At 42.5% G+C, this 17,130-nt stretch carries 16 protein-coding genes and 2 pseudogenes; 16 read left to right on the top strand and 2 right to left on the bottom strand.

The genetic code is table 11. The annotated features are described in order from the left end of the window. Position 1 precedes the first annotated feature (1 nt). The 8 genes from U2P91_RS06265 (at position 2) to U2P91_RS06230 (ending at position 9,536) form a co-directional block, all read left to right on the top strand. Complete coding sequence (locus U2P91_RS06265; RefSeq protein WP_111886918.1) at positions 2-574, top strand: indolepyruvate oxidoreductase subunit beta; 573 nt, start codon at positions 2-4, stop codon at positions 572-574. Position 575: 1 nt separating this feature from the next. After that, positions 576-851, top strand: a complete 276-nt coding sequence (locus U2P91_RS06260) for a cysteine-rich small domain-containing protein (protein WP_111886917.1) — start codon at positions 576-578, stop codon at positions 849-851. Positions 852-871: 20 nt separating this feature from the next. Then, positions 872-1,486, top strand: a complete 615-nt coding sequence (plsY, locus tag U2P91_RS06255; RefSeq protein WP_111886916.1) for a glycerol-3-phosphate 1-O-acyltransferase PlsY — start codon at positions 872-874, stop codon at positions 1,484-1,486. 184 nt (positions 1,487-1,670) lie between these two features. Further along, positions 1,671-4,613, top strand: coding sequence for a vitamin B12-dependent ribonucleotide reductase (locus U2P91_RS06250; protein ID WP_111886915.1), 2,943 nt, complete (start codon positions 1,671-1,673; stop codon positions 4,611-4,613). 75 nt (positions 4,614-4,688) lie between these two features. Further along, complete coding sequence (gene proB, locus U2P91_RS06245) at positions 4,689-5,486, top strand: glutamate 5-kinase (protein WP_111886914.1); 798 nt, start codon at positions 4,689-4,691, stop codon at positions 5,484-5,486. A gap of 38 nt (positions 5,487-5,524) precedes the next feature. Further along, on the top strand, positions 5,525-5,680 hold the full coding sequence (locus U2P91_RS06240) for a stress-responsive transcriptional regulator PspC (protein WP_111886913.1): 156 nt from the start codon (positions 5,525-5,527) through the stop codon (positions 5,678-5,680). An 8-nt stretch (positions 5,681-5,688) separates the two neighbouring features. After that, positions 5,689-6,870: an MGDG synthase family glycosyltransferase gene (locus U2P91_RS06235; RefSeq protein WP_111886912.1), complete on the top strand. Its 1,182-nt coding sequence runs from the start codon at positions 5,689-5,691 to the stop codon at positions 6,868-6,870. A 17-nt stretch (positions 6,871-6,887) separates the two neighbouring features. Continuing rightward, entirely contained in the window at positions 6,888-9,536 is a 2,649-nt protein-coding gene (locus U2P91_RS06230; RefSeq protein ID WP_111886911.1) for a valine--tRNA ligase, read from the top strand. A 562-nt stretch (positions 9,537-10,098) separates the two neighbouring features. On the opposite strand, the gene U2P91_RS06225 is transcribed toward U2P91_RS06230, so the two are convergent. Further along, positions 10,099-10,398, bottom strand: coding sequence for a hypothetical protein (locus tag U2P91_RS06225; RefSeq protein ID WP_162624393.1), 300 nt, complete (start codon positions 10,396-10,398; stop codon positions 10,099-10,101). Positions 10,399-10,434: 36 nt separating this feature from the next. Here U2P91_RS06225 and U2P91_RS17955 point away from each other — a divergent pair. Beyond that, positions 10,435-11,009, top strand: a pseudogene (locus U2P91_RS17955) (type I restriction-modification system subunit M N-terminal domain-containing protein); the annotation flags it as partial. 396 nt (positions 11,010-11,405) lie between these two features. Here the strand turns inward: U2P91_RS17955 and U2P91_RS06210 are convergent. Beyond that, positions 11,406-12,527: pseudogene (locus tag U2P91_RS06210) on the bottom strand (transposase). A gap of 149 nt (positions 12,528-12,676) precedes the next feature. Here U2P91_RS06210 and U2P91_RS06205 point away from each other — a divergent pair. The 7 genes from U2P91_RS06205 to U2P91_RS06175 all read left to right on the top strand — a co-directional run bounded on the left by U2P91_RS06205 (position 12,677) and on the right by U2P91_RS06175 (position 17,049). Continuing rightward, on the top strand, positions 12,677-13,222 hold the full coding sequence (locus U2P91_RS06205) for a cold-shock protein (RefSeq protein WP_162624392.1): 546 nt from the start codon (positions 12,677-12,679) through the stop codon (positions 13,220-13,222). Positions 13,223-13,387: 165 nt separating this feature from the next. Further along, on the top strand, positions 13,388-13,999 hold the full coding sequence (locus tag U2P91_RS06200; RefSeq protein WP_162624391.1) for an ATP-binding protein: 612 nt from the start codon (positions 13,388-13,390) through the stop codon (positions 13,997-13,999). Further along, a complete protein-coding gene (locus U2P91_RS06195; RefSeq protein ID WP_111886908.1) occupies positions 13,977-14,195 on the top strand; it encodes a winged helix-turn-helix transcriptional regulator in 219 nt (72 codons plus the stop codon). Before U2P91_RS06200 ends, U2P91_RS06195 begins: the two co-directional genes overlap by 23 nt. An 18-nt stretch (positions 14,196-14,213) precedes the next feature. Further along, positions 14,214-14,516, top strand: a complete 303-nt coding sequence (locus U2P91_RS06190; RefSeq protein WP_242988584.1) for a type I restriction endonuclease — start codon at positions 14,214-14,216, stop codon at positions 14,514-14,516. Positions 14,517-14,615: 99 nt separating this feature from the next. Then, entirely contained in the window at positions 14,616-14,768 is a 153-nt protein-coding gene (locus tag U2P91_RS06185) for a hypothetical protein (RefSeq protein WP_322519270.1), read from the top strand. 64 nt (positions 14,769-14,832) lie between these two features. Beyond that, entirely contained in the window at positions 14,833-16,293 is a 1,461-nt protein-coding gene (locus U2P91_RS06180; protein ID WP_111886907.1) for a helix-turn-helix domain-containing protein, read from the top strand. A 144-nt stretch (positions 16,294-16,437) separates the two neighbouring features. Then, positions 16,438-17,049, top strand: coding sequence for a hypothetical protein (locus U2P91_RS06175; RefSeq protein WP_111886906.1), 612 nt, complete (start codon positions 16,438-16,440; stop codon positions 17,047-17,049). The last annotated feature ends 81 nt before the right edge of the window (positions 17,050-17,130 follow it).

The raw sequence follows: 17,130 nt of genomic DNA, 5'->3' as shown, positions 1-17,130 counted from the left end.
GATGGAAACAAAAAATATCGTATTAGTGGGAGTCGGCGGTCAAGGAACAATTTTAGCCGCTAAGCTTTTAACAACAGGATTAATGGAAGCCGGTTTTGATGTAAAGATGAGTGAAATCCATGGTATGAGTCAGCGCGGCGGCTCGGTTTCTTCATTGGTTCGTTATGGCGATGATGTCCAATCTCCGGTAATTGAAATCGGCAGTGCCGATATCGTCGTTGCCTTTGAAAAAATGGAAGGTCTGAGATCGCTGGAGTACCTCAAACCGACCGGCAAAATGATTGTCAATGACACCGAGATCTTTCCGCTTTCTGTCATCATTGGAGCGAACACTTATCCTGACAATATTTTAAATGAAATAGAAAAAAAGGTTAGTTTACGAGTGATGTCGGCAACAAAAATGGCAGAAGAACTCGGTAATTCAAAGGTAATGAATGTGATTTTGCTTGGTTCCATTATAAAATCGATGGGTTTAACCGATATTGATTGGGAGACGATCATTGCTCAAAATGTGAAAGAACAGTTTAAAGATCTTAATATCAAAGCCCTGCACGCAGGGATGGATGCTGTATAGAATGAAAAAAGACGATTCGAATTATAAGTTTTTTCAGCATACCTCCTGTGAGTACTTTCCTTGCCATAAGGTTGATGATTTAGAGGATTTTAATTGTCTGTTTTGTTATTGCCCGCTGTACGCCTTGGGTAACAACTGTGGTGGTCATTTTAGTTATACCGATAAGGGGATTAAAAACTGTAGTAAATGCAGCTTTCCACATCATCGCGAGCATTATGATGCGGTGTTGGAGAAATTAGGGCTGCTAATTGAACAACTCAGAACAACAAAAATATAATAGGTTAAAGGGGTAGAAAAATGTCGATAGTAATTGGAATTGTTTTTATTGTTGCAGCTTATTTAATCGGGAATCTAAATTTCGCTTATATTCTGGTAAAATTTTTAAAAAATGAAGATGTACGTAACTACGGCAGTGGCAATGCAGGAACAACAAATGTGCTTCGGGTGATGGGTAAAAATGTGGCTATTCCGGTGTTTCTTCTCGACGCATTAAAAGGCTGCCTGGTGATCGTTGTTGGTCGATATGCCTTAAGCCTAAACGAGATCTTTCTAATTTTGGGTGGGATTGCCGTTGTCGCCGGTCATAACTGGCCAGCTTTTCTTCAATTTCGCGGCGGAAAAGGTACTGCAACATCGTTAGGTGTTTTTCTTACCTATGATTGGGAAGTAGCTCTGATTGCCATTATGATTGGACTAATCATTTTGGCAATATGGAAAATGGTTTCCCTTACCTCGATGGTGGGCATGACCATGCTACCGGTTTTTACCCTGCTTCTAGGAAGAACTGTTACAGAAGTTATTTTCGCGATTGTATTATGTCTGTTTAGCATTTTTCAACATCGTAAAAATATTGGACGGATCATCCAGGGACGAGAAAGCAAAATTGGACAAAAAGTTAAAATGAAAAATTAGCTTTTTAGCACTCTATTTAACTACTATTTTAAAAGGCTCTGAGATGGGCCTTTTTACTTGCTTAAAGCGAGCGTTTAAAATCAATCTTTAAAAACATAAAAATACATTGTTAAACACTACATCTATGTTTATAATTAGAGTTGCAACCCAATATCATGTATATAATTTAGGAGGAAGAAATAAATTGAATCAAATAAATCAGCTGTTTAAACGAGTATTTACGAAAGAACTGGAAAATTCAAATAAAACTGTTTATGATCTGTTTCAGTGGCAAACTGTCGACGTTGTGTTAAAAAACTATCAAACTGGTGAAACCATTTATGAAATGAAAGATCTGGAATTTCCAGAACACTATTCTCAAAATGCTTGTAATATTATCGCAACAAAATACTTTAGAAGAAAAGGTGTTCCCAACCAATTCGGTTATGAACACAGCATGCGTGAAATTGCCGATCGTCTAGTCGGTTTCTGGACGGATGCCATTAAAGAAGAAGGACTAATCGATACGGATGAGGAATGGCAAATTTATTACGATGAACTGGTATATGCCTTCCTGATGCAGATGTGGGCCCCTAACTCACCTCAGTGGTTTAACACTGGTCTGATGCGAAGTTATCAAATTGCCGGTTCCAAGGATGATTTGTATTATTATGACGAAAAAGCCGAACAGGTGCTTGAATCAGAAGATCGATACACAAGAACTCAGGCTAGCGCCTGTTTTATCCTATCAATTGAAGACCGACTTCTTGGTGATCACTCTATTTCGGAGCACTATGTCAGTGAAACCAAATTATTTAAAGGTGGTTCTGGTGTTGGGACTAACTTCTCCAGCCTCAGAGCTGCTAATGAAGGCCTTACCAGTGGCGGGCAGTCATCGGGGATGATGAGTTTTCTCCAGGGACTGGATCGCAATGCCGGGGCCATTAAATCTGGGGGGACAACTAGGCGGGCGGCTAAAATGGTTATCGTTGACATTGATCATCCGGAAATTGATAATTTTATTAACTGGAAGGTAAAAGAAGAGCAAAAGGTCCGGGCACTGGGAAAAATGGGTTACGAGATATCCATGGATGGTGAAGCTTATCAGACTGTCAGTGGTCAAAACAGCAATAACTCAGTCCGTCTCAACGCTGAATTTATGGAAGCTGTTTTAAACCTGAAAAATGAACCAGATCATAAAATGAAACTCAAAGGCCGAGTTGATGATAAGGTTGATCGAGAAGTGCCCGTTAAGGAATTATGGAATCATCTTAATCAAGCCACCTGGGAATGTGCTGACCCAGGCATTCAATTTGATGATGTTTTTAATGCTTGGCATACATGCCCAGGGGGCGAAAATGGTAAAATCAACGAAAAAAACAACCGAATTAATGCTACCAATCCTTGTTCGGAGTACGCCTTTTTAGATGATACGGCTTGTAATTTAGCATCGATTAACATCTTCAAATTTTATAATCAGGAAGATAACAGCTTTTCACTTGATCACTACATTCACTTGGTTGGATTAATCCAATGCGCTTTGGAAGGTTCCATATACCACGGACAATTCCCAACCAAAGATGTTGCTCGAAAAAGTTATCTGTTTCGAACCACTGGTCTCGGCATCGCCAATGCAGCATCCTTGCTTTTAGCCATGGGATTTCCCTATGATTCAGCAGAAAGTCGTAATCTGATCGCCGCGATCACAGGTATCATGACCGGGACCTCCTACTATGTTTCGGGACTGATGGCGGGGAAAATTGGTGCTTTTCCAAAATATGAAATCAACGAACCCTATATGAAACGGGTCATTCGCAACCACAGTCGTGTTGCTGGCAGCCGAACTGACAGCTATGAAGAATTGCATTATGATCCGATTAAGATTAACCATGAGCTGCTACAAAAAATCGGCTTTAAAGATATCAGCAATCAATTAAAAAGAGCCTGGAAACTAGCGGAAGAAGCCGGTGATGCCTATGGCTATCGAAACGCCCAGGTGTCCGTCATCGCACCAACTGGAACCATTTCGTTTGCTATGGACTGCGGCGCTACATCGATAGAACCTTTTTATAATCATGTGGTTTTTAAAAAACTGATCGGCGGCGGGTCCATGGAGATTGTCAATCCAGTTATGGAAATGGCGCTTTATAATCTCGGTTACAGTGAAAAAGAAATCAGCGAAATCCTGACTTACTTACTTGAAAAAGACAGCCATGGCTATTTTTTACATGAAGGCGTAGCCGGTGCTCCTTATATCAAACCCGAACATTTGCCTGTTTTTGATAGTGCCAACACCATTTCACCAATGGGTCACGTCTTAATGGTCTCTGCCATCACCCCAATGATCAGTGGTTCAGTTTCTAAAACGGTAAATTTACCTAATGATGCATCAGTGGAAGATGTCGAGAATATCCATCTACTGGCTTATCGGACGGGGACCAAGGCAATAGCCATTTATCGAGATGCCTGCAAAGCTTCTCAGCCGTTAAGCTCGGGAATGGCAGACGATCGTGACAAGGCACTCGACGACTACTCTTATGCTGAGCTGCTTGCACTGGTAAAAGAAGGATCAACAAAAGCTCTGAACCGAGTCCGGCCCGAAGGCATGCGGCTCAGTCGAACCCATGCGGCAAAAATCGGCGATATCGAGCTCTATATTACCATCGGTTTTTATGAAGATGGTGGCATCGCTGAAATATTTGTCTCTACTGACAAAGAAGGAACGGTCGTCAAAGGATTACTGGCATCCTTATCCAAATCGATATCCAACATGCTTCAATACCATATCCCGCCCGATCAAATTTCTAAGATGCTCAGAGGGCAAAAATATGAACCATCTGGTTTTGTATCTCGCCATCCTTACATCAAATTTGCTTCATCAATTTCTGATTTGATTAGCAAAGTGATTGATATTGAACATGGTGATTTTTCAAACTGCCAGGTTAAACCCAAAAATTTTACTCTGATGAATAAGCAAAACATGGTAAAAAGCATCAGTGCTGATAATCCCATCCAGGATTACAATAAAGATGTAGCCAGCGAGGTATTATACGGAGAAACCTGCAGTCATTGTGGCAGTGACCGGATGATGCGCAATGGAACTTGCAAATTATGTCTGGACTGCGGGACAACCACAGGATGCAGTTAAGAATAAAAAAGATTTTGATGTTTTCCCATTGTTTGATATAATAATTAACTAGGATACACACCTTAGGAGATTTAGATGCGAGAAAAGATTAAAAATGCAACAACAATAGTAGTTAAAATGGGAACAACCTCAGTAACCCACGCTAATGGAACCCTGGATCTCCGAAAATTGGAAATCTTGGCTAGGGTTTTGACCGATCTTGAGAATAGTGGTAAGAAAATGGTGCTCGTCTCGTCTGGCGCCATCGGTGCCGGAATGAACCGGATGAAGCTGAAAGAGCGACCGAAAACCCTCAAAGAAAAGCAGGCTGCCGCTTCGGTGGGACAAGGCTTACTGATGCGTGTCTATCATAAATTATTTGATGAATATCACCAGACTGTGGGACAAATTTTACTGACAAAAGATGTTTTCAGCCACTCAATCAAGCGAAATAATGCTATGAATACCTTCAACGCCCTGATAGAAGGAGGAATCATCCCTATTGTCAATGAGAATGACTGTATTGCTACAGACGAAATCCAGGAAGAATGTTTTGGGGATAATGATATCCTTTCAGCAATGACAGCTGACCTGGTGGATGCTGACCTATTGATAATTTTGTCCGATGTGGCTGGTCTCTACGATGACAATCCGGTACTTAATAAAGAGGCCCAACTAATCAGAACAGTTCATCATGTCGATGGCCAAATTATGAAAAGCGCCGGAAGTAGCACCTCATGTCTGGGCACTGGAGGGATGATTACTAAACTTGGGGCAGCAAAATATGCCACTGATTGCGGTATCGATGTGATCATCGCTTCTGGTGAAGATTGTAAAACCCTTTATGATATTTTGGATGGCAAAGAGATAGGGACCATTTTCTTAAGTGATTAAAAAGTAACGCAAATCAATTTTAAATATGGAGGATTCTTATGTTAAAGAAAATATTCGTCGGATTTTCTGCCGTAGTTGCGGGAATGTTAATGGTTTTTGGTGGAATTTATTTTGTTGAAAAAAGAAAAGAAGAAGCAATGGGTGGAAAACTGATGCGGGTAAATTATAAATTCACTAAAGAATTCGAAGAATAAGGTTTGTCATGTCGAAAGTATTTATTTTTACAGCGTCGACCGGTGCTGGTCATAATTTGGCTGCTCAGTCGTTAAAAGAATCCCTGGACGAGGCTGGCTATCAAACGGAGGTTTATGATGCGTTTAAAGAGACGAATATCACCCTCGATCGTCTGATTACCAAAGGCTACCAGCAAATTGTGGTAAATGTACCCAAGCTCTACGAGCAAATGTACAATCAGTTCAATAATATGAATCGTTTCCAGCAGGGGATTTTTCAGGCTCTGACAAAGGTCATGAACCCTGATATTGTGCCACTGATCAATTCTGGAAAACCGGATTTAATCATTACCACTCATCCGTTCGTTACCAATGTATTAGGTACACTAAAAGAACATCACGCTTTTGATGTACCGGTGTTGTCCATCGTTACGGATTATAAGATTCATACCCTTTATCTGAAAAAAATGATTGACGCTTATGTTGTTGGCAGCGATTATACGAAACAGACGATGGTTGACAAAGGTGTTGCTGAAGAGATCATTTATCCCTATGGCATCCCGATACGGCAAACCTTTTTAAAAAACAACCATCTTGAACGTAAGGAGACCGCCAATGTGGCAGGCACGATCTTACTCATGGCCGGCAGTTTGGGCAGCAAACAAATGGAGAAAGCCTTTTCATCCTTGCTGAAGGTAAAAGAAAAAATCCGAATTATCGTTGTCTGTGGAAATAATGAAAAGATTGAAAAAGATATTAAAAATCTTTATGCCCAGGAAACAGATGATCAAAAAATCGTTGAAATTCACGGGTTTGTGAACAACGTGTCCGAGTTGATGGATGAGTCCGATGCTATCATTTCTAAGCCCGGGGGGCTTACTACAACGGAAGCGATTGTTAAAAACATCCCCATGATTATTCCGTTTTATTATCCTGGACAGGAAGAAGAGAACGCCGATTATCTTGTTGATGGGGGAATGGCCATCAAAGTAGATAAGATCAAAGATTTGACCTCGATGGTTGATTTTTTGTTTGAAAATAAATATATTATTAAGCGAATGTCAGAAAATATGTCAGAGGAAGCGCAAAAACGATCGATGAGTAAAACAATCGAACTCTGTAGAAACCTGATCGCCGATTATACTACTCGAAAGTCACTCACTGAGCCGCAACAGGATTCCTACAAAATCAAGGAAATAGAAGACCATTAAGAAGAGCAGGAGCAAAAATGAAAAAAGAAATGTCAAAAACTTATAATCCGAAGGAAGTCGAAGATCAAACCTATACCCGTTGGCAGGAAAAGGGATACTTCAAACCAGAGGTCAATCCTGACGGCAAGCCCTTTACCATTGTGATGCCCCCTCCAAACATAACTGGACAACTCCATATGGGCCATGCCTTTGATGGCACCCTCCAGGATGTTTTAACCCGATATAAACGGATGGATGGTTATTCAGCGTTGTGGTTACCAGGAACAGACCATGCCAGTATTGCTACTGAAGTTAAAGTCGTGGATAAACTCCGGCAAGAAGAAGGCAAAACTAAACAGGAAATTGGTCGAGAAGCTTATTTGGAGCGAGCGTGGGACTGGGCGTTGACCTACAAAACTCGAATTACCGACCAGCTAAAGAAACTGGGAGCATCTTGCGACTGGAGCCGGGAACGCTTTACTATGGATGAAGGCTGTAGTCAGGCGGTTAATGAAGCCTTTGTCAATCTTTATGAAAAAGGACTGATCTATAAGGGCAGCCGGATTATCAACTGGTGCACTACCTGTAAAACAGCACTATCTGAAGCTGAGGTTGAATACGCTGAACAACAGGGCCATTTATGGCACATCCGTTACCCGCTAACCGATGGTGATGGCTATTTGGTGGTTGCCACTACCCGTCCTGAAACGATGTTGGGGGACAGTGGGGTAGCTGTTCATCCGGAAGATGAGCGCTATCAACACTTGATCGGTAAAACCGTAAGTTTGCCATTACTCAATAAAGAAATCATCATTGTCGCTGATGACTATGTGGATATGAGCTTTGGAACCGGGGTAGTTAAAATGACGCCGGCGCATGACCCCAACGATTATGAGGTGGGACTCCGTCATCATCTGGAGCAAATTCGGGTACTTAACGATGATGGTACAATGAATGAGCTGGCCGGAAAATATGCCGGAATGGATCGCTATGACTGTCGCAAGGCGGTCGTCGAAGATCTAAAAGATTTGGGCCTGCTAGAAAAAATAGAAGAACATCAGCATAATGTTGGCGAGTGTTACCGTTGCTCAACAACTGTGGAAACCATGACTTCTGAGCAATGGTTTGTCAAAATGGAGCCGCTGGCGGGTCCGGCCCTAGATGCGGTACGCCACCACGAGACCGATTTCATTCCCGAGCGGTTTAATAAAATCTATTATAATTGGTTGGAAAACATCCGAGATTGGTGTATTTCCCGACAATTGTGGTGGGGACATCGCATTCCCGCCTATTATTGTGACGATTGTGGGGAGATGATGGTTTCTAAAGAAGCCCCTGAAAGCTGTCCCAAGTGTGGTTGCACCCAGCTTAGTCAGGATGAAGACGTCCTGGATACCTGGTTCAGTTCCGGCCTATGGCCGTTCTCAACCCTGGGCTGGCCGGAAAACACTGAGGATTTGAAAAAGTTCTATCCGACCACGGTGCTGGTCACCGGTTATGATATTATCTTTTTCTGGGTCGCCCGGATGATTTTTATGGGCCTCTTCGAAATGGGCGAAACACCCTTTAAAGATGTTTATATCCACGGTCTGGTGCGGGATTCGCAAGGCCGCAAAATGAGCAAGTCCTTGGGTAACGGCATCGATCCGCTGGAACTGATCGAAACCTACAGCGCTGATGCGCTGCGTTTTACCATCATCACTGGTAATTCCGCCGGCAACGATATCCGCTGGCAGGATGAAAAGGTGGAATCCAGCCGTAATTTCTTAAACAAGATCTGGAACGCTGCCCGCTTTGTTTTAATGAATCTTGATGAAGATATTATGGATAAAAAAGAGACCGCCATCGCCAATCTAGAAAACACTGATAAATGGATTCTCAGTCGGATGAACACCATCGTTACTGAAGTCAACCATAATATGACCAAGTATGAACTGGGCATCGCTGCTTCAAAAATTTATGATTTCGCCTGGAACGAATACTGTGACTGGTATATCGAGCTGGTGAAGCCACGGTTATATGGCGAGGAAGAGCAGACCAAGATCTCGGCTCAGTACACCCTGCGCGTGGTGTTGGATACGATCCTACGGTTACTCCACCCCTTTACGCCTTTTATTACTGAAGAAATTAACGGCTACCTGCCGGGTACCACCGGTGACATCATGGTGGCCCAGTGGCCCCACTTCAATGAAGCTTACGTCTTCCCGGAAGATGAAAAACAGGTCGAGTTTTTAATGGCTGCGATTCGCAGCATCCGCAACATCCGAGCTGAAATGGATGTACCTAATTCCAAAAAGACCCAGTTATTCCTGATTTCCAATAACCCGAAACACCTGGCCTTGATGGCCGACTCCCTCCATTATTTCCAGAAGCTGGCTTCGGTTTCAACGATTCTGCCGATTACCAAAGCCGATATAAAAGATAACTATGTTTCTGCCGTGGTGGAAGATCTGGAAATTTATATTAACCTTGACGAGTTGGTCGATAAAGAAAAAGAAATCACCCGGCTGGAAACTGAAAAAAAGAAACTCCAGCAGGAAATTGACCGGGTCACCCAGAAGCTGGGAAACAAAGGCTTCACCGATAAAGCGCCGGAAAAGGTGGTCGAAAGTGAACGGGACAAACAGAAAAAATTCCTGGAAACCATGGCAAAAGTCCTGGAACGGCTAGAGTATTTTAAGAAATAATTGACCCCCGCACTGATAATCCTATCAGTGGGATCACAGCTTATTCAAAACCCGGAACACCCTGAAAGATTCAGGCGGTTCCGGGCTTTTTGTGGTTGACCGGCATTCTCAAAGATCAGCTGACCGGGGAAGCCACGGCGATTTTCCACTAGCCCTGAGGGAGCCGGCAGGCCTTGGTTAAAGTGCCTATCACTTAAGCGAATCCGCATACGGTTATAAACGCTTCTAAATGGCGATAAAAGATGCAGTGTTGCGTGATATTGTTTTTTAGTCGATCTTAAAACAGCGGTAAATGATCCGAATGAATGCCTGTGACCAGTGTATTATGATTGACTCTCGGACTTTTTCTGAGCGTGATGCTGATTATCTGACAGCGGTGTCCCCGATTCCTGCCACTCATAAGGTGAAGCTTTTGACTATTATTTTCCCGGCCACATCGATAAAGCGATCAAGGCAAAAATAGCTGACTTAGTGGTGGGGTATGGCATCGGCGTGATCCGCTATCCCAATCAATTATGCTGCCTTCTTCAGATTGGGTTGTGAGCTTCGTTTATTTATTAATTTAACCTGTTTTTTTACCCTGATTTTTAATGGCCAGGGTGATTATTTTGACTAAATTCCGACCGATCCCCATTAGGCAAAACTGGCCATTGATAATGGTTTTTACTAAGTCGGGGGGGTGCATCATCCTCAAATCAGGGCGATTGGATTGGCCGGTGGGTTGATCGATTAAGTGAATAAAAAGAAGATGCGTTGCCTGGAAAGTGAAATTTGCTCTAGTCAGTGACGCGGAAAAAGCGTATAATAAAAAAGATGTGGCAATCCCTAAAGCGCCAAAGCCAACCGCGGAAATTGGGACCATACCAATAATATCAACCATCAAAAAGACGGAGGAACAATGGAAAATACAGGCAAAATCGGGTTTGAAGAAACCCTCTGGAAATCAGCCGATAAACTAAGAGGCAGCATGGATGCCAGCGAATACAAGCACGTGGTCCTGGGGCTGATCTTTTTAAAATATATTTCCGACAAGTTTGAAACCAAATATAAGGAACTCCTGGCCGAAGGGGGAAGGCTTTGAAGAAGACCGGGATGAATACGAAGCCGAGAACATCTTCTGGGTCCCCAAAGAAGCCCGCTGGACCTTTACGCCAAGGATGTCAAAATCGGTCAGTATATCGACGACGCCTGATCCAAATCGAAAAAGAAAACAGCTCCTTAAAAGGGGTGCTGGACAAACGCTACGCTCGACCGGAAATTGACAAACGGCGGCTGGGAGAACTGATTGATCTGATCTCCACCATTAAACTCCATGACAGTGGCGAAAAAGATCTGCTGGGCCGGGTTTATGAATACTTTCTAGGTCAGTTTGCCAGTGTTGAAGGCAAGGGCGGTGGCGAATTCTACACCCCCACCAGCGTCGTCAAAACCCTAGTGGAGATGATCGAACCCTATCAGGGCCGGGCCTATGAAATAATCATGCAGAGATTAATACAATTTAATAAGGTCAATAGTTGTTGTGCATAGGAGTATGCAACCTTGAAAATGGGTATGCAAATGTGGATGTAACTTTATTAAAAAAAGCCAGGTTTTGTGCATTTTTCGTTATTTGGGGTATGTTTTTTATCTAGGTAATTGCGAAATGAAAAAGATTTAGAGCTCAGAGAATTTGGTGGTGAGAAACGGACAGACTTCATGAAGTCAGAAGGGAAACGAACAACAAAGCGAAGAAAATGTTGCAGAAGATGAAAAATAAGCCGCAAAAATTAAAGCTGGGCAAAGAAGATAAAAAGTCCAACTAGGCAACGAGTGGTTTAAGACTGCGTAAGTATTGATGCTGATGAATAGTATCGGAAAAAATTGCAGTAATCAGCTGGGTAATTCCGGCCAACAGCAAATCGGCGTGAAGTGTCTTGGCATTCTGAGTTTTACGGTTGGCAAGACAGAAACTGTCTTTGAAATGATTGATGTATTGTTCAACGACGCCCCGGATTTTATAGATCCGAACCCATTCGAGTGTCCCACGAAGGGTTCCGGGGTAGGCTCGGAGATTTTTTTCAGGATAGATGTAAAACATCTGACCACAGGAAGACGGAGTACAGGGATTTTCACAGAAGCACTGACGTTTGTCTTTCCAGGCTTCCAGTTTGATCCATTTTGTTTTGGGACAGGTGAATTTAAACCGAACAGGCCGTTCTTTCGTTTGGGTCGACCTTCGGATTTCATGGGAAGAGAAGGATCGTTTGGACAACAGGGAATCCCATCTGCATAACCGGGCAATCCGCATCATAGAAAGTGATATCCCGGACAATGCCAAGTCCATTGGTGATGATGCCGAATTTGTAGACGTAACAGAAATGACCATTAATGTAGAGCTGTTTGATTTCCGGGTTGGATTTTGCGTGAGTGGGCATTGAACCGTAAGCAGCCTTATAGGGATCATAGGCGTCATCAAGCTGGTGAGATTTTTTGAATGCCTTGAGTGAGCTGCTTAATAATTATATTGGCAAATTTTGGATTGTTTTCAGTGACGTAAGCTTCAATTCCGGAGGTGTCAAAAATAGTCATCATCGCTTTATCGGCATCAATTTTCTGGCAGATCGGTTCAGTTACATCAACAAGACGATGAAAAAGCGATTGTAAGTCCATCAGGTATGTTTTTTGAAACGATCAGTTGCGATGCATGGGGAACCCGGTTAAAACCGCAGAAATCGCGGAGTTCTCTGGAAAACTTGAGAAAAGTAATCAGGAGTGCATCCGTGGACATGAAAAAAATCCGCTGCAGGATCAGCGCCCAGAGAATCGAACAAAGTTCAAAATCTCGATATCGGCCATGAGCCGAATAGTAATGCTGATAAAATGAATGTGGAATCAACGCATGAAGATTCAGATTCTCTTCCAGTAGTGAAAGAAAGTGATGTTTGTCATATTAAAAAAATGAGTACAATCAGAATAAACTTCAGCCAAAGAAAGCTGTTTTTGTGATAAAATAGTCATGATATAACTCCTTTCAGGTTGATAGATTTGTTTATGAGCAACTCAATTTTATCACAATCTGGTGAGGAGTTATATTTTTTATGTTAAAAATATCCCGTAATTATGCGTGCTGTGGCGTTTTTCAAACGCCAAGGAGGTTGAATATGAAAGGAATCGTACAAAAATATAACACAGACAAAGGATATGGTTTTATCCGTATGGACAATGGCACAAACTTATTTTTTCATATAACAGACGTCACAAATGCGGCATTTGTTTCCCCAGGTGATGCTGTTGAGTTTGATACTGAAATGCGTTCTAAAGGGTTGGCTGCTAAAAATATTGTATTACATGGAAATAACAGGCCAGCATTTATTTCGTTTGGTGATATAAATTTAAAGATCAGCAATATCAAAGATTATGGTCTTGGCCATGATATTGGAGAAGAAGAATATGAGGAAGATGTCCATTTTACGGCGGGTGAAAAAGTAATTTCTGGGTTATTTGGAATTGGTTTATTGGCTGGTGGTTCTTTTGATGGCTTTTCTCTACTTGATACTTCAGATCGAAAAGTTAAACAAAAACGACCTGTAAAGATAAAATACCTTTATGTAACAACATTTCAAAATGATAACTATCGATTCTATAAAAGAGATGTTTCGTTTGATATCAATCAGAAATATCAGGAATTATGTGATCGATTAACTTAATTTATTTGAGCAATTAGTTTTATTATCATTTTTAGCAAGATAAAAGCTAAAAAATAACGTAAATAATTAAAACATTAAAAAGAATTGAAGGTCGAAAAGATTACTTATCCTTTCGGATGATTGATCAGGCTGATTATCTGTCCTATGCAGGATTGTTATTATCGGATGAATGCACCTTGTTGCAATCACGAATATTCTGTTACCCGATGGATGGGAAAAAGCAAGGGCAAGCGGACAATTGATGCGATTGATGATAAGGAATATAGTGGCAACATCATCATGCTTTTAAAAGAAGGTATTTCTTTTGTGAAAAATAATTCTCAAAAAGCATGGAAGATTCAAGGTGCCAAACGCATCGAATTTATTGATTATCCGGAAGATGCAGTAAGAGAAGCGTTGGTTAATGCATTGATTCACCGGGATTATAATATTATCGGAGCAGAAATCCATATTGATATCTATGATGTTCGCATGGAAATTGTGTCGCCAGGTGGCATGTATGACGGGAAAAACATTCAGGAAGTTGACATTAACAGAATCTCATCGATTCGACGAAATCTCGTTTTAGCTGATATATTTAATCGCCTGGATTATATGGAACGACGGGGAAGTGGGTTAAAGCGAATTAAAGAATCGTTTGATGATGAAAATCGGGTAGAATTTTTTTCAAATCAATCCAATTTCTTTGTGAAAATGAAAAAACAAAGAGTTGATGAGAGCGATGATTTTGATGATGAGCGGAAACGAGCGGATAATGAGCAAATTAAACCCGAATGAAAAACTAATCGTCGAATATTTGATGAAAAATGAAAAAATAGTCAATAAAGAGGCAAGTTCATTAACCGGGTTATCTCCGGCTCAGGTAAGGCGGGTGTTTGTCTCATTACAGAAAAAACAAGTTATCGAAGGCATTGGAAAAAGCAGAGCTAGACATTATCAATTGACTAAGCCGGAGATTTTAAAATATCGTTAACAAAAAAAGGGAGACACTATGAGTTTATCCGAAACATTCACCGAGGCCTTTCTGGAAGAGGCCGCCATTGAAATACTCACCACGCTGGGCTACACTTATGCCTTTGGCCCGGATATTTCCCCGGAGGGCGAGCTCCCGGAGCGTCAGGATCACCGCGAGGTCATCCTGAAAGAGCGGGTCCGGGGTGCGCTCTTTCGCATTAACCGAGATTTGCCTCCGGAAGCCCTAGACGAGGCCTACCGCCAGATCATCACCGTTAACAGCCCGATGCTTGTCGAAAACAACCGCCATTTTCATCGACTCTTAACCGAAAGGATGTAGGTCTCCTTTAGTGAAAGTGGCGGCCTATCGGCAGCACAATCCCAGCATCCCGCCTTTTGCCGATTGAAGCGCGGCTACGGCGTCGAGACCATCTACCGGATGTTAAGCAAGGAGTTGGCTTACTGCGAGTTGCACAACGCCCTGACTGACGCCATCGACGAGTTGACAATTATGAAGTTGCTTAATCATGAAATTGGTAAATATGCCTTGGCAAAAATCAGTTATCCGGAGATTTCGGATAACTGCAAATGACCCATTGCCCCAAAATACCCATAACAATGGGGCATCATTTTACATCAAAATCCCAGGAGGACATATGACCTTATTTAGCAAAAGAATTGAAGAACTGATTAGCGAGAGCGGTGAAACCGTTGCGTCCCTGGCCGAAATTGGCGGCATCAATCGCACCACTCTGCAACGAATCAAATCCGGCGAGCGCCTGCCAACCCCAGAGTTTTTCAGCAATCTGGGCCGGGCTTTACGGCTTTCACCGGTTGAGCAGGATGAACTCGCCCAACTGCTGGAAATCGCCCGGGTCGGGGAGACCGTCTCTTACAGCCGTCGCCAGATCTTTGATCTGATTGAAATGATTTCTGAACTCACCGAATATAAGATTCCCTTTTCAAAAGAAGTCAACCGGAAAACCGGCGACCGGGAAAACCAGCCGGCCACCGCGTCCATCGGCATCTGCTCCGATCCCATGGCGGTTTTGAATCTGATTGAAAGCAGCATCAATCAGGAACTTTTTTTCGCCGCCCAACCAGACCTGAAACTGTGCATTCCCCATACTGAAAGCAAGGTGTACGATTACATTTTTCAGCAGATGATGGGCAATAAGAAAAAACTGAACCTCGCGGATGTGTTGGGTTTCCGTCAACAGGCAGCGGCCGACAAACCAGACCAGGCATTGGCGGCGCTTCATCATCTGATCGCCCTGTCCCTACTGGAAAATATCAACTATCGTTCCTGTTATTATTATTTTTCGCCAGAAAGTCCAGCCAACACGCCAGTAACAGCGCTGTTTCCGTATTTTATCCTGACTTCCGAACGGGTCATCACCATTTCAGCTGATTTTAATCAGGCGGTATTATATCAGGATGCGGCCATCATTGACGTGTATCGCACCGAGTTTGATCACCTGGTTGCCAAATCCCAAACCTTTATTGAAGAAAGCACTGATTTGTTTGAGGTCTATACCATGGAACAGATTCGCCAGTTAAAGCATGTGGTCGAGCCCTTGCCCTGTTTTGCCTACTACATGAACCGGGAATTATTGGAAGCAAATATGAATAAAGATTTTCCCTATTATCAAACGCTGCTGGAGGTGGCTGTCAATCATTTTGGCAATATTCAGCGGGAAAACCCCAGCATCATCAATGTGTTTTCGCTAAAAAATCTTGAACAGTTTATGCAGGATGGACGCTTGAACTTTCCTGATGAAGTCTATCATGTTGTCAAACCCGCTGATCGCTTATACCTGGTCCGGTTGGTTCGCGATGATCTGGCCAACAATCGTCGCTCTTATTATGCCATCGATGAAAAGCAGATCTTTATGAATGGCTCCACCGAATTTTCCAATGAGCAGAATCTGATTCGCGTAATTTTACACTACCGCAAAAATAATCAGCTGGTTTTTAAAGTCTTTGAAATTTATGAGCCCAATGTGGTTGCCGCCTTTGATGACTTTTTTACCAATATGACGAACAGCGAGTATGTTTTACCAAAGGAGCAAACCCTGGCCGAACTGGATCGCCTCATGCAGCTGTGTAAAGTGTAGCAGCCTTTGCCACGGACTTTCCGGGGATAAAACCTACCTAGGCGGTCGAAAGCTCCGCTGCCAGCCACCCTTCACTGTGTCCAGGCGATGATTTGCGCATTAACAGAGAAGATATATTTATAGAATTAAACGATTGGAGTACCCGTGACAGATAAGAATAAAAAACCAATGCGAAGGGATTATCAGGCCATTTTTGAAAAAGCCTATGATTTGATGGATGAAACGATCATCGCGGGGAATTGTGGGGAATGTTGTGGTTATCATTGTTGCCGCCGAATTGATGACAAAGGTAAGCGCCTGGGCATGTATCTATTACCCCTTGAATATGAATATATGCAATGTGAGGTCGTGACCGATTACGATCTGCACAGTCAGAAGCACTACACGATGCCCCCTAAAATTAAAAAAATGTATTATATCTATTGCCATCTGGCCCACGGTTGTCTGCGAGACTATCGACCTATCCAATGCCGGACCTACCCCTTTGAACCCCATCTCGAGAACGGAGCCTTCTCACTGGTGATTGAAAAAGAGCAGCTTCATGACTGTCTCCTGATTGAACACCGCTCAGCGTGGCGCCAGGCCTTTATCGATGGTGTTTATAATGGGTGGCTTGAACTGATGAAGATCCCCATCATTTCCTATCACATTGAATATTTTTCAAAAGAGCGAATCGCCGCTAATAACATGATGATACGCTATCCTTCCAATGGATATGATCATCCGATAAAGGAGAACATTATGAACCTACCATGAGTAACTCTAACTATAAAAACATAGACGAATCCTTAGACTTCTATATTAATTACTGTTAAACTAAGATGCAGCCGTTAGAGA

Source organism: Acetobacterium sp. K1/6, assembly GCF_034438075.1.
GTDB lineage: Bacteria > Bacillota > Clostridia > Eubacteriales > Eubacteriaceae > Acetobacterium > Acetobacterium carbinolicum.
The sequence above is the reverse complement of the archived record's forward strand: the minus strand, read 5'-3'. Positions and strand labels throughout refer to the sequence as shown.